Origin of the sequence: Streptomyces sp. NPDC006923 (assembly GCF_040635655.1) — a bacterium.
Taxonomy (GTDB): domain Bacteria; phylum Actinomycetota; class Actinomycetes; order Streptomycetales; family Streptomycetaceae; genus Streptomyces.
The window spans coordinates 722,615-735,648 of the sequence record NZ_JBEYIF010000001.1 but is presented as its reverse complement, the minus strand read 5'-3'; the positions used below and the strand labels follow the sequence as shown (position 1 = coordinate 735,648).

Genomic DNA, 13,034 nt, shown 5'->3' with positions numbered 1-13,034 from the left:
ACACCAGGCCCGCGCACACCAGGCCGGGGAATGCCGAAGGCCCCGGCGCGTCCTGGGAAAGGACGCCACCGGGGCCCTGGCGTAACTCGGGTGAACTCGCACCCGCGTGGCGAACGCAGTCGCGTGCGAGTTCGGAGATGCCGGTCAGGAGCGGTAGAGAGGGCCCGCTGAGTCCCGCCCGGCGATCAAATCAAGAGAGTGCTCAGCCCTGGAGGGTGGCAACCTGGGCGGCCAGCGCCGACTTCTTGTTGGCGGCGGCGTTCTTGTGGATGACACCCTTCGAGGCAGCCTTGTCGAGCTTGCGGGACGCCTCACGAGCGGCCAGCGTGGCCTTCTCGACGTCACCGGCGGCAGCGGCCTCACGGGCCTTGCGGATCGCGGTCTTGAGCGCCGACTTGACAGCCTTGTTGCGCAGGCGTGCCTTCTCGTTCGTCTTGTTCCGCTTGATCTGGGACTTGATGTTCGCCACGAAAGAGCCTTTTCAGGTTCGATGATCTCTGACTGAGCCGTCCCGTACCGAGACGGCACGAGACACAGCTGTTCAGGCTACCAGTGACTTTCCGACCGTCCCAAACCGGGCGCAGTCCCGCACCCGTGGGACGATGGAGCCTACGTATCGATCCGAGTCGACCCGAGACGAGACGCCGCGCGTCTCAAGAATCAGGACCCTGCGTGCCCGCGACCCCTCTCCACGTGCCCGAGCCGAGCCGTACGGACCCGGCGCTGCTCCGCAACTTCTGCATCATCGCGCACATCGACCACGGCAAGTCGACGCTCGCCGACCGGATGCTCCAGCTCACCGGAGTCGTCGATTCGCGGCAGATGCGCGCTCAGTACCTCGACCGGATGGACATCGAGCGCGAGCGCGGCATCACGATCAAGTCCCAGGCGGTCCGGCTGCCCTGGGCGCCCAGCACGGGTGAGGGCCGGGGCAGGACCCATATCCTCAATATGATCGACACGCCGGGCCACGTGGACTTCACCTATGAGGTGTCCCGTTCGCTGGCGGCCTGTGAGGGCACCATCCTGCTGGTCGACGCCGCCCAGGGCATCGAGGCGCAGACCCTCGCCAACCTCTATCTGGCGATGGAGAACGACCTCACCATCGTCCCGGTCCTCAACAAGATCGACCTGCCGGCCGCCCAGCCGGAGAAGTTCTCCGAGGAGCTGGCCAACCTCATCGGCTGCCAGCCGGAGGACGTCCTCAAGGTCTCGGCGAAGACCGGTGTCGGTGTGGACGTCCTGCTCGACCGGGTGGTCGCGGACGTTCCTTCGCCGGTGGGTGTCGAGGACGCTCCCGCCCGCGCGATGATCTTCGACTCCGTCTATGACTCCTACCGCGGCGTCGTCACCTATGTACGAGTCATCGACGGTCAGCTCAACAAGCGTGAGCGCATCCGGATGATGTCCACCGGCGCCACGCACGAGCTGCTGGAGATCGGCACGAACTCCCCGGAGATGCTTCCGGCGGACGGTCTGGGCGTCGGCGAGGTCGGCTATCTGATCACGGGTGTGAAGGACGTCCGCCAGTCCAAGGTCGGTGACACGATCACCACCCTGACCAAGGGGGCGACCGAGGCGCTCGGCGGCTACAAGGACCCCAAGCCGATGGTGTTCTCCGGCCTCTATCCGCTGGACGGCTCGGACTATCCCGAGCTGCGCGACGCCCTCGACAAGCTCCAGCTCAACGACGCTGCCCTGGTCTACGAGCCGGAGACCTCCGCGGCTCTCGGCTTCGGTTTCCGCGTCGGCTTCCTGGGCCTGCTGCACCTGGACGTGATCCGGGAGCGGCTGGAGCGCGAGTTCGGCCTCGACCTGATCGCGACCGCGCCCAATGTGGTCTATCGCGTGATCATGGAGGACGGCAAAGAGCACACGGTCACCAACCCGAGTGAATTCCCCGAGGGCAAGATCGACGCGGTGTACGAGCCGGTCGTACGGGCGACGATCCTCGCGCCGAGCGAGTTCATCGGCTCGATCATGGAGCTGTGCCAGACCCGGCGCGGCACCCTGCTCGGCATGGACTACCTCTCCGAGGACCGGGTCGAGATCCGTTACACGCTGCCGCTCGCCGAGATCGTCTTCGACTTCTTCGACCAGCTCAAGTCCAAGACCCGTGGCTACGCCTCGCTCGACTACGAGCCCACGGGCGAGCAGACCGCCCAGCTCGTCAAGGTCGACATCCTGCTGCACGGCGACAAGGTCGACGCCTTCTCCGCCATCACGCACCGGGACCAGGCGTACGCGTACGGCGTGCGGCTCGTCGCCAAGCTGCGCGAGCTGATTCCGCGCCAGGCGTTCGAGGTGCCCATCCAGGCCGCCATCGGCTCCCGGGTCATCGCCCGCGAGACGATCCGCGCCATCCGCAAGGACGTCCTCGCCAAGTGCTACGGCGGTGACATCTCCCGTAAGCGGAAGCTGCTGGAGAAGCAGAAGGAGGGCAAGAAGCGGATGAAGATGGTCGGCAGTGTCGAGGTCCCCCAGGAGGCGTTCATCGCGGTGCTCTCCAGCGACGAATCCGGCGGGGGCAAGGCGAAGAAGTAGCGGCGCCGCACAAGGCGGTCAGCACACACAAAGGGCGGCGGAACGCGCCGCCGCACCGGACGGGCCCTCACGCTGTGGCGTGGGGGCCCGTCCGTGGTTCATGGGGTGGATCCGTTGCAAGCGGCCCGTCGCTGCCTCTTACGCCCCGGCCGGGCGGCCTCTACTCTGATCACTCGGTGGTTACTCGCCAGTTATCTTACTCGCCAGTCACACAACCAGTCAGTCACGCAGCGCTGCCGCGGGCCCGGAGGATGTCGTGAGCGACACACAGAACTTGATCGAGAACCGGCCGCCGTCCGTCGCGGCCCTCTTCATTGAGCGCGTGGCGGCCACGCCGGACGCCGAGGCCTACCGCCATCCCGTACCGCCGGCCTCGGGCCAGGGCCCCGACGAGTGGCGCTCACTGAGCTGGGCGCAGGCCGCCGAGCGGGTCTTCGCCGTGGCCGGCGGGCTGATCGAGCTGGGTGTACGGCCCGAGGAGCGGGTCGCGCTCGCCTGCGCCACCCGCGTCGAATGGATCCTCGCCGATCTCGGTGTGATGTGCGCGGGCGCGGCGACCACCACGGTCTATCCGTCGACCAACGCGGAGGAGTCCGCGTACATCCTCGCCGACTCCGGGAGCCGGGTGCTGTTCGCGGAGGACGCCGTCCAGCTCGCCAAGGCGCGTGAGTGCCGGGCCGAACTGCCCGACCTCGCTCATGTCGTGGTCATCGACGCCGAGGACGTGCGGCCCGCCGAGGGCGATCCGGAGGGCTGGGTGCTCTCGCTCGCCGAGCTGGAGGCGCGCGGGACGGCGTATCTCGCCGCGAACCCCGAGGCCGTCAGGGAACGGGTCGGAGCCATCACCGCCGACCAGCTCGCCACCCTGATCTACACCTCGGGGACCACCGGCCGGCCCAAGGGGGTACGGCTGCCGCACGACAGTTGGTCGTACATGGCCAAGGCGATCGCCGCGACCGGGATGGTCACCGCCGAGGACGTGCAGTACCTGTGGCTGCCGCTCGCCCATGTCTTCGGCAAGGTGCTGACCTCGGGGCAGATCGAGGTCGGACATGTCACCGCGGTCGACGGGCGCGTGGACAGGATCATCGAGAATCTCCCGGTGGTCCGGCCGACGTATATGGCCGCCGTGCCGCGGATCTTCGAGAAGGTCTACAACGGGGTCGCGGCCAAGGCGCGGGCCGGCGGCCCGGCCAAGTACCGGATCTTCCAGTGGGCGGCCGAGGTCGCCCGCGAATACGCCAAGGTCTCGCAGGACAACTTCCGCCGTACGGGCAACGCGTCCGTGCCGTTCGCCCTCGGCGCCCGGCACAAGGCCGCCGACGTGCTGGTCTTCGCCAAGCTGCGTGAGGCGTTCGGCGGCCGGCTGCGCGCCGCGGTCTCCGGGTCCGCCGCGCTCGCGCCCGACATCGGCTACTTCTTCTCCGGCGCCGGGATCCATGTCCTGGAGGGCTACGGCCTGACCGAGTCCAGCGCCGCGAGCTTCGTCAACCCGGGCGAGGCGTACCGTACGGGCACGGTCGGCAAGCCGCTGCCCGGTACCGAGGTGCGCATCGCCGACGACGGCGAGATCCTGCTGCGCAGCCCCGGGATCATGTCCGGCTATCACGGACTGCCCGAGAGGACGGCGGAGGTCCTGGAGCCCGACGGCTGGTTCCACACGGGGGACATCGGTGAGCTGTCCGTCGACGGTTATCTGCGGATCACCGACCGCAAGAAGGACCTGATCAAGACGTCCGGCGGCAAGTACGTCGCGCCGGCCGAGGTCGAGGGGCGGTTCAAGGCGGTCTGCCCGTTCGTCTCCAACATCATGGTGCACGGCGCGGACCGGAACTTCTGCACGGCGCTGATCGCGCTCGACGAGCCGACGATCCTCGGCTGGGCGGCGGAGAACGGCATGGCGGGCAAGCCGTACGCCGACGTGGTCGCCTCCGCGGCGGCCGAGCGGCTGATCGACGGCTATGTGAAGCGCCTCAACGCGGGCCTCCAGCGCTGGCAGACCATCAAGCGGTTCCGGCTGCTGCCGCGCGATCTGGACATCGAGCACGGCGAGCTGACGCCGAGCCTCAAGCTCAAGAGGCCCGTCGTGGAGCGTGAGTACAGGTATCTGATCGAGGAGATGTACGAGGGCTCCCGGGAGTCCTGAAGAGCACGGCGCGCTCCCGGCCGCGCGAGGCCGGGGACGCCGCCGCGTACCGGGGCGGCCTACTTGTCCCGGCCCCGGAGCAGTTCGTCCAGCGCGTCCTCGATCCGGGCCAACTGGCCGCCCACGACCGCGAGATCGTTCGCGCCGTCGCGCCGTAACTCCTCCTCGATCGAGGAGAGCCGGTCGCTGATCTGCCCCAGACACTCCTGCTCGCGCGCCAGCATCCGCTCCAACTGGCGGTTCTTCCGGTGCAGATCGAGAAAGACGCTGACCTTGGCCCGCAGGACCCAGGGATCGAACGGCTTGGTGAGGAAGTCCGCCGCGCCCGTCGCGTATCCCCGGAAGGCGTAACCGCTGTCGGAATCGGGGCCGTTCAGGAAGATGATGGGGGTGTCCTTGGCCCCGTCCAGCCGTTTGATCCGGGAAGCCGTCTCGAAACCGTCCATGCCGGGCATACGGACATCCAGCAGCACCACCGCGAACGGCTGCCGCAGCAGGGCCCGCATCGCCTCCTCGCCCGAACGGGCCCTCACCAGGGGCTCGTCGAGAGACGCCAGGACCGATTCGAGCGCGACGAGATTGTCCTCCATGTCATCGACGAGAAGGATGCTCGCGCGATCCATGGTGGCTGACTTCCCGCTCATTCCGGTTTCTCCTTGTCGGGCCCCGTGATGCGGCCAGGGGGCAAGAATCCTCTGTCCCGGGCCATTCCGCACGTCCTTCCGGCGGTTTGGCCCGGTGTCTCGCGGGCTGGTCACCGCACCCGGCGGCGGCCCGGCCCGCGACGGACCCGCCCGAGGCCCTCCGCTCACTCCGACGGCTCGGATGCCCCGGGATCTTCGGAGAAGTCCCGCCCGGTGCGCGGCCTCCCGGCGGACGGCGCTCCTTCCCAAACACGCCCGGGAAGCGCCCCCCGTCTGTCACTCTGTCGGGATCGTAAGCGGCACATCGCCAAAACTGGATCAGGAGCCGCAGTGGGGCCCATTCCGATCCCGCGTGAACCCCGTCACCGTCCGGCATCGCAGGTGCCGTTACGGAGGGAAACGCGGTCCACATCACGCACCAGCCTGCCCGGCAACCCGCTCTCCCCTTCTGCCGCCCGCCGCTTCGCACGCGCCGCGCTGGCGGACTGGACCAGCCTCGGGCTCCTCGCCACCTGCACCTTCTGCCGCGGCGGCGGAAGCTGTCCACCGGGCAGACACAGCACCGACCTGCTCGCCGAGGACGCGGTGGTGATCGTCAGCGAACTCGTCACCAACGCGGTGGTGCACGCCGGCACCACCGTCGAACTGCTCTGCCGCCTGGAGGACCCCGAGGAGGGCCCGGCGGAGGAGGACCACGAGCCGGCCGCGCTCGTCCTGGAGGTGTCCGACCACCACCCGGGGCGCGCCATCCAGAGCGACGCCCGGGGACAGGCACCGTCCGGCACCCCCGAGTACGGCCGCGGTCTCGAACTCGTCGCCGCGCTCGCCGAACGCTGGGGCATCACCTATCGCTCCGGGCTCAAGACCGTCTGGGCGCGGCTGCCGCTCGAAGGGCGGGACGCGGGCGCGGGCCAGGGCACCGAGCCCGCGCTGCGCCGGGGCCTGCGCGCCGCCGAGATACTCGCTCCGTCCTCCCGGCGCACCGTGCGCGACGACCCGGAATGGGCCGGCCGGGGCGCGCTGTCCTTCCTCGCCGAGGCGTCCGAACTGCTCGCCGGGCAGCTCGACGAGGACCTGGTCGCCGCGCTCGCGGGCCAGCTCCTGGTGCCACGGCTAGCCGAATGGTGCGCGGTCTGGCTGGACGGTGAGAGCGCGCAGGCCGGCGCCGCGCCCCGGCTCGCCCGTGTCTGGCACGCCGACGAGTCCCGGATCGAGCCGCTGCGCGCGGTCCTGGAGCAGGGGCCGCCGAGGCTGCCGGACCCGCCGCGCGGCGGGCCGGTACGGGTGCCCTGGCCGGGCGTGCCGGTCCCGGACGGCCCGGTCCCGGACGAGGCGGTCCCGGTTCCGGGCGGCGGTCCCGGCGGAGTGGCTCTCGCCTGCCGGCTGCTGGCCAACGGACGCAGCCTCGGCACACTGATGCTGGGCCGGCCGGGACAGGCCGGTGTGCCCGACGAAGTGACCGCCCTCATCGAGGACTTCGCCCGGCGGGTCGCCCTGGCCGTGGGCGCCGCCCGCCGCTACGCCCGCCAGGCCACCATCAGCCGGGTTCTCCAGCGCGGACTGCTGCCCAGCCAGGTCGCCCGGATACCGCGTGTCGCCAGCTCCCTGGTGTACGAGCCGAGCGACCACGGTCTCGCGGGCGGCGACTTCTACGACGTCTTCCCGTGCCCGCCCGGCGACCGCTGGTGCTTCATGCTCGGTGACGTCCAGGGCAGCGGTCCCGAGGCCGCCGTCGTCACCGGCCTCGCCCGCCCCTGGCTGCGCCTGCTCGCCCGCGAGGGCTACCGCGTCGGCGCCGTGCTCGACCGCCTCAACCGGCTGCTCCTCGACGACGCGACGGAGGCGGCCGAATCGGCGTCGTCACTGGTCGCCCAGGCCGTCGTCCAGGGGCTGCCGGGCGTCGCGACCGCGCCGCCCGAAAGCAGCCAGTCCCGCTTCCTCTCGCTGCTGTACGGCGAGCTGATGCCGCTGCCCGGCGGCGAGGGCCGGATACGGTGCACCCTCGCGAGCGCCGGGCATCCGCTGCCGCTGCTGCTCCGGCCCGACGGGACGGTACGGACCGCCGCGGACCCGCAGCTCCTGCTCGGAGTCGTCGAGAAGGTGTCGTACGAGAGCAGCACCTTCGACCTGGAACCCGGTGACACGCTGCTCTGCGTCACCGACGGAGTCACCGAGCGGCGCTCCGGCGACCGGATGCTGGACGACGGCGACGGGCTCGCACGGACCCTGGCGGGCTGCGTGGGGCTGACGGCGCAGGGCGTCGCGGAGCGGATACGGCGGACCGTGCACGAGTTCGCCGAGACACCGCCGGAGGACGATCTGGCGCTGCTGGTGTTCCAGGCCGAGTGACGCGGAAGGCCCACCTGCCGCGTACGGGACAATGGGGGCATGCCTTCCGCACTGCCCGACGGTGACCCCATGCCCGAGACCGGAGAGCTGCCCCGGCACGCCCTGGAGGGCGCGGCCGACCGGCCCCTCGGCTTCTATCTGCACGTGCCGTACTGCGCGACCCGCTGCGGCTACTGCGACTTCAACACGTACACGGCGACCGAGCTGCGCGGCTCCGGCGGTGTGCTGGCCTCCCGCGACAACTACGCGGAGACGCTCGCCGACGAGGTCCGGCTGGCCAGGAAGGTGCTGGGCGACGACCCGAGGCCGGTCCGCACGGTGTTCGTCGGCGGTGGTACGCCGACGCTGCTGGCCGCCGGGGACCTGGTCCGGATGCTGGGCACGATCCGTGCGGAGTTCGGCCTCGCGGAGGACGCGGAGATCACCACGGAGGCCAATCCGGAATCGGTGGATCCGGCGTATCTGGAGGCACTGCGGGAGGGCGGCTTCAACCGGATCTCCTTCGGGATGCAGAGCGCGAAGCAGCATGTGCTGAAGGTGCTGGACCGCACGCACACACCCGGCCGGCCCGAGGCGTGTGTCGCCGAGGCCCGCGCGGCGGGATTCGACCATGTGAACCTCGATCTGATCTACGGCACGCCGGGCGAGAGCGACAACGACTGGCGGGAGTCCCTCACCGCCGCGATCGGGGCGGGGCCCGACCATGTCTCGGCGTACGCGCTGATCGTGGAGGAGGGCACCCAGCTCGCCCGGCGCATCCGGCGCGGCGAGGTGCCGATGACGGACGACGACGAGCACGCGGACCGTTATCTGATCGCGGACTCCGTGCTCGCGGAGGCGGGTTTCTCCTGGTACGAGGTGTCCAACTGGGCCACCTCGGAGGCGGCCCGCTGTCTGCACAACGAGCTGTACTGGCGCGGCGCGGACTGGTGGGGCGCGGGCCCCGGAGCCCACAGCCATGTCGGCGGCGTGCGCTGGTGGAACGTCAAACACCCCGGCGCGTACGCGGCGGCGCTGGCCCAGGGCCGCTCACCGGGCGCGGGCCGGGAGATCCTCACCGCGGAGGACCGCCGGGTGGAACGCGTCCTGCTGGAGCTGCGGCTGTCGGACGGCTGCGAACTGTCGCTGCTGGCCCCGGCGGGGCTGGCGGCGGCGGGCCGGGCGGTGACGGACGGGCTGCTGGAGCCGGGGCCGTTCGCGGCGGGACGCGCGGTGCTGACGCTGCGCGGGCGGCTGCTGGCGGACGCGGTGGTCCGCGACCTGGTGGACTGAGGGCTTCCGGCGTCCGGGCTCGGCGGCGGACTGGGCGCTTCCGGCGCGGTCGCGGTGCGGCGCGCCGGACCGCCGCTACGCCACGGGCTCCGTGACAAAGTCGATCAGCCGTTCCACCGACCCCAGCAGCGCGGGCTCCAGATCCCGGTACGAGCGGACGCGGGACAGGATGTGCTGCCAGGCCGCGCCGGTGTTCTCCGGCCAGCCCAGGGCGCGGCAGACGCCCGTCTTCCAGTCCTCGCCGCGCGGTACGGAGGGCCAGGCGGGGATCCCCACGGCGGACGGCTTCACGGCCTCCCAGACGTCGATGTACGGGTGGCCCACCACCAGCACGTCCGGGCCCGTCACCTGAGCGGCGATCCGGGACTCCTTGGACCCGGGCACCATGTGGTCGACCAGGACGCCGAGGCGGGCCCCGGGCGCCGGGGCGAACTCCGCGACGACGGACCGGAGGTCGTCCACGCCCTCCAGATACTCCACGACCACCCCCTCGACGCGCAGATCGTCACCCCACACCCTCTCGACCAGCTCCGCGTCGTGCCGGCCCTCGACATAGATACGTCCCGCCCTGGCCACGCGCGCGCGGGCGCCGGGCACGGCGACCGAGCCGGAAGCCGTCCTGGCCGGCCGCGCCGGGCCGGCCGTCGCCGGGCGTACCAGGGTCACCACCCGCCCCTCCAGCAGAAATCCGCGCGCCACCAGCGGGAAGACCCGGTGTTTGCCGAAGCGGTCCTCCAGGGTGACCGTCGGCCCCTCGGCGGTCTTCTCACAGCGGATCACCGCGCCGCAGAAGCCCGTCGACACCTCCTCGACCACCAGATCGGGCTCTGCGGGGACCTCGGGCGCGGGCGTGGAGCGTTTCCACGGGGGCGTCAGATCGGGGTTGTAGCTGCGCATTCGACAGACGATAGGCGCACGGGCGCCCAGCGGCGGCCCCGTCGCGCCCGCCGGGGAATCACGGGACGGCACCTCACCCCGGAGGCACGCCGAAACGCGTGGCGAGGGCGTCGCGCTGCGCGCGTACGAACGCCGCGTCCACCAGGGCCCCGTGGCCCGGCACATAGACGGCGTCCGCACCGCCCAGCGCCAGCAGCCGGTCCAGGGCCGCCGGCCAGCGGGCGGTGATCGCGTCGGGACCGGCCTGCGGTTCGCCCGACTCCTCCACCAGATCGCCGCAGAAGACCACGTCCGGGGAGCCGGGCACGAGCAGGGCGAGGTCATGAGCGGTGTGCCCGGGGCCGACGTTGGCCAGCAGCACCCGGCGCCCGCCCAGGTCCAGCGCCACCTCGCCGGACACCGCGTGCCGCGGCAGTACCAGCAGCTCCACCGCCTCCGCGGCCTCCGGCGCCGTCACCCCCTCACGCACGGCGTCCTCGTACAGCCCCGGGCCCTGCCGCGCCAGCAGCTCCGCCGCGCCGACGGCGCCGTACACCTCCGCCCCGGCGAACGCCGCGGTGCCCAGGACATGGTCGAAGTGCGGATGGCTCAGTGCGATATGCGTCACTCGCCTGCCGCCGAGCAGCGCGCCCGCCTGGTCGCGGAGTTCACCGCCCTCGCGCACGGAGGAGCCCGTGTCGTACAAAAGGACCGCGTGGTCACCGGCCACCAGGCCGGCTGTCGCGTCCCAGCCGGGCAGCCGGCGTCTGCCGACCCCCGCCGCCAGCCCTTCCCAGCCGCGCTCTTCCCAAGGCACGTTCATACGAGGACGCTAACGGCAGCGGGCGGCGTGAGCGCGAGATGGCGTGGCCGCCCTTGCTAGGGGTGTACCCAACGGCCGTACACTGAGGCGGGGGAACTGGCACTCCCGTGGACCGAGTGCCAAACCCGATCCGACGGACGAGCTGGAGGTGTGCGCGATGCTCAGCGAACGCAGACTCGAAGTCCTGCGCGCCATCGTCCAGGACTATGTCGGCACGGAGGAGCCCGTCGGCTCCAAGGCACTGACCGAGCGGCACAAGCTCGGTGTGTCGCCGGCCACCGTCCGCAACGACATGGCGGTGCTGGAGGACGAGGGCTTCATCGCCCAGCCGCACACCAGCGCCGGGCGCATCCCGACCGACAAGGGCTACCGGCTCTTCGTGGACCGGCTGGCGGGCGTCAAGCCCATGTCCTCGCCCGAGCGCCGTGCCATCCAGAACTTCCTCGACAAGGCCGTCGACCTGGACGACGTCGTGGGCCGTACGGTGCGGCTGCTGGCGCAGCTCACCCGGCAGGTCGCCGTCGTCCAGTACCCGTCGCTGACCCGTTCGACGGTGCGCCATGTGGAGCTGCTGTCCCTCGCTCCGGCCCGGCTGATGCTTGTGCTGATCACCGACACCGGGCGGGTCGAGCAGCGCATGATCGACTGCCCCGCGCCCTTCGGCGAGACCTCGCTCGCGGATCTCAGGGCCCGGCTCAACAGCCGGATCGTGGGGCGGCGCTTCGCCGACGTCCCCCAGCTCGTGCAGGATCTTCCCGAGTCGTTCGAGCAGGAGGACCGGGGGACGGTGTCCACGGTCCTCGCGACACTGCTCGAAACCCTGGTCGAGGAGACCGAGGAGCGGCTGGTGATCGGCGGCACCGCCAACCTCACGCGCTTCGGACACGATTTTCCGCTGTCCATCCGGCCGGTGCTGGAGGCGCTGGAGGAGCATGTGGTGCTTCTGAAGCTGCTGGGTGAGGCGGAGCACCCGGGCATGACCGTACGTATCGGGCACGAGAACGCCCATGAGGGCCTCAACTCCACGTCCGTCGTCGCGGTCGGCTACGGTTCGGGCGACGAGGCAGTCGCCAAACTCGGCGTGGTCGGACCGACCCGCATGGACTACCCCGGAACGATGGGAGCGGTACGCGCAGTGGCACGTTACGTCGGACAGATCCTGGCGGAGTCGTAAGTGGCCACGGACTACTACGCCGTACTCGGCGTGCGCCGCGACGCATCTCAGGACGAGATCAAGAAGGCATTCCGGCGGCTCGCCCGCGAGCTGCACCCGGATGTCAATCCCGATCCCAAGACGCAGGAGCGCTTCAAGGAGATCAACGCCGCTTACGAGGTGTTGTCGGACCCGCAGAAGAAGCAGGTCTACGACCTCGGCGGGGACCCGCTCTCGGCGAGCGGCGGCGGTGGCGCGGGCGGTTTCGGAGCCGGCGGCTTCGGCAACTTCTCGGACATCATGGACGCGTTCTTCGGTACGGCGTCGCAGCGCGGCCCCCGGTCGCGGACGCGGCGCGGGCAGGACGCCATGATCCGGCTGGAGATCGACCTCAACGAGTCGGCCTTCGGCACGACCAAGGACATCCAGGTCGACACGGCCGTCGTGTGTACGACGTGTTCGGGCGAGGGCGCGGCCCCCGGCACCTCGGCGCAGACCTGTGACATGTGCCGCGGCCGCGGTGAGGTGTCGCAGGTCACCCGGTCCTTCCTGGGCCAGGTCATGACCTCCAGGCCGTGCCCGCAGTGCCAGGGCTTCGGCACCGTGGTGCCGACGCCGTGCCCCGAGTGCGCGGGCGACGGGCGTATCCGGTCCCGCCGTACGCTCACGGTCAAGATCCCGGCCGGTGTCGACAACGGCACCCGCATCCAGCTCGCCGGCGAAGGCGAGGTCGGCCCCGGCGGTGGTCCCGCCGGTGATCTGTACGTCGAGATCCACGAGCTGCCGCACGCGGTGTTCCAGCGGCGCGGCGATGATCTGCACTGCACGGTCACCATCCCCATGACGGCGGCCTCGCTGGGCACGAAGTGTCCGCTGGAGACGCTGGACGGCGTCGAGGAGATCGACGTCCGGCCGGGCACGCAGTCCGGCCAGTCGATCCCGCTGCACGGCAGGGGCATCACCCATCTCCGCGGCGGCGGCCGCGGCGACCTGATCGTGCATGTCGAGGTGACGACCCCGTCGAAGCTGGACCCGGAGCAGGAGCGCCTGCTGCGGGAGCTGGCGAAGCTGCGCGGAGAGGAACGCCCCACCGGCCAGTTCCAGCCGGGGCAGCAGGGGCTGTTCTCGCGGTTGAAGGACGCCTTCAACGGACGCTAGACACAGGCAGACACAGGTGCGCAGAAGGCCCGGGGGCTGACCCCGGGCCTTCTGCGCCTGCCGGCCGCC

10 protein-coding genes are annotated in these 13,034 nt (G+C 70.9%); 6 read left to right on the top strand and 4 right to left on the bottom strand.

Going from position 1 to position 13,034, the window contains the following annotated elements:
• Positions 1-202: 202 nt before the first annotated feature.
• Entirely contained in the window at positions 203-469 is a 267-nt protein-coding gene (gene rpsT, locus ABZ707_RS03370; protein WP_360166857.1) for a 30S ribosomal protein S20, read from the bottom strand.
• Between the two features lie 203 nt (positions 470-672).
• Between rpsT and lepA the strand changes: the two genes are divergently transcribed.
• Together lepA and ABZ707_RS03360 are read left to right on the top strand one after the other, a co-directional pair.
• Positions 673-2,544: a translation elongation factor 4 gene (gene lepA, locus ABZ707_RS03365; protein ID WP_360166854.1), complete on the top strand. Its 1,872-nt coding sequence runs from the start codon at positions 673-675 to the stop codon at positions 2,542-2,544.
• Between the two features lie 256 nt (positions 2,545-2,800).
• Complete coding sequence (locus ABZ707_RS03360; RefSeq protein WP_360166851.1) at positions 2,801-4,690, top strand: AMP-binding protein; 1,890 nt, start codon at positions 2,801-2,803, stop codon at positions 4,688-4,690.
• 59 nt (positions 4,691-4,749) lie between these two features.
• Here ABZ707_RS03360 and ABZ707_RS03355 read toward each other — a convergent pair whose 3' ends face one another.
• Positions 4,750-5,334 (bottom strand): response regulator, encoded by a 585-nt coding sequence (locus ABZ707_RS03355; protein WP_360166848.1) that lies wholly within the window; start codon positions 5,332-5,334, stop codon positions 4,750-4,752.
• A gap of 381 nt (positions 5,335-5,715) precedes the next feature.
• On the opposite strand from ABZ707_RS03355, the gene ABZ707_RS03350 reads away from it, so the two are divergent.
• Both ABZ707_RS03350 and hemW read left to right on the top strand, forming a co-directional pair.
• The gene (locus ABZ707_RS03350; protein ID WP_360166845.1) at positions 5,716-7,683 is read left to right on the top strand and encodes an ATP-binding SpoIIE family protein phosphatase; all 1,968 of its coding nucleotides are present in this window, start codon (positions 5,716-5,718) and stop codon (positions 7,681-7,683) included.
• Positions 7,684-7,722: 39 nt separating this feature from the next.
• Positions 7,723-8,955: a radical SAM family heme chaperone HemW gene (gene hemW, locus ABZ707_RS03345; RefSeq protein ID WP_360166842.1), complete on the top strand. Its 1,233-nt coding sequence runs from the start codon at positions 7,723-7,725 to the stop codon at positions 8,953-8,955.
• Between the two features lie 75 nt (positions 8,956-9,030).
• On the opposite strand, the gene ABZ707_RS03340 is transcribed toward hemW, so the two are convergent.
• Both ABZ707_RS03340 and ABZ707_RS03335 read right to left on the bottom strand, forming a co-directional pair.
• A complete protein-coding gene (locus ABZ707_RS03340) occupies positions 9,031-9,852 on the bottom strand; it encodes a DUF3097 domain-containing protein (RefSeq protein ID WP_360166839.1) in 822 nt (273 codons plus the stop codon).
• A gap of 73 nt (positions 9,853-9,925) precedes the next feature.
• The gene (locus ABZ707_RS03335) at positions 9,926-10,654 is read right to left on the bottom strand and encodes an MBL fold metallo-hydrolase (protein ID WP_360166836.1); all 729 of its coding nucleotides are present in this window, start codon (positions 10,652-10,654) and stop codon (positions 9,926-9,928) included.
• A 157-nt stretch (positions 10,655-10,811) separates the two neighbouring features.
• Between ABZ707_RS03335 and hrcA the strand changes: the two genes are divergently transcribed.
• Together hrcA and dnaJ are read left to right on the top strand one after the other, a co-directional pair.
• The gene (gene hrcA, locus ABZ707_RS03330; RefSeq protein WP_319678396.1) at positions 10,812-11,828 is read left to right on the top strand and encodes a heat-inducible transcriptional repressor HrcA; all 1,017 of its coding nucleotides are present in this window, start codon (positions 10,812-10,814) and stop codon (positions 11,826-11,828) included.
• Positions 11,829-12,965, top strand: a complete 1,137-nt coding sequence (dnaJ, locus tag ABZ707_RS03325) for a molecular chaperone DnaJ (protein ID WP_319678397.1) — start codon at positions 11,829-11,831, stop codon at positions 12,963-12,965.
• The last annotated feature ends 69 nt before the right edge of the window (positions 12,966-13,034 follow it).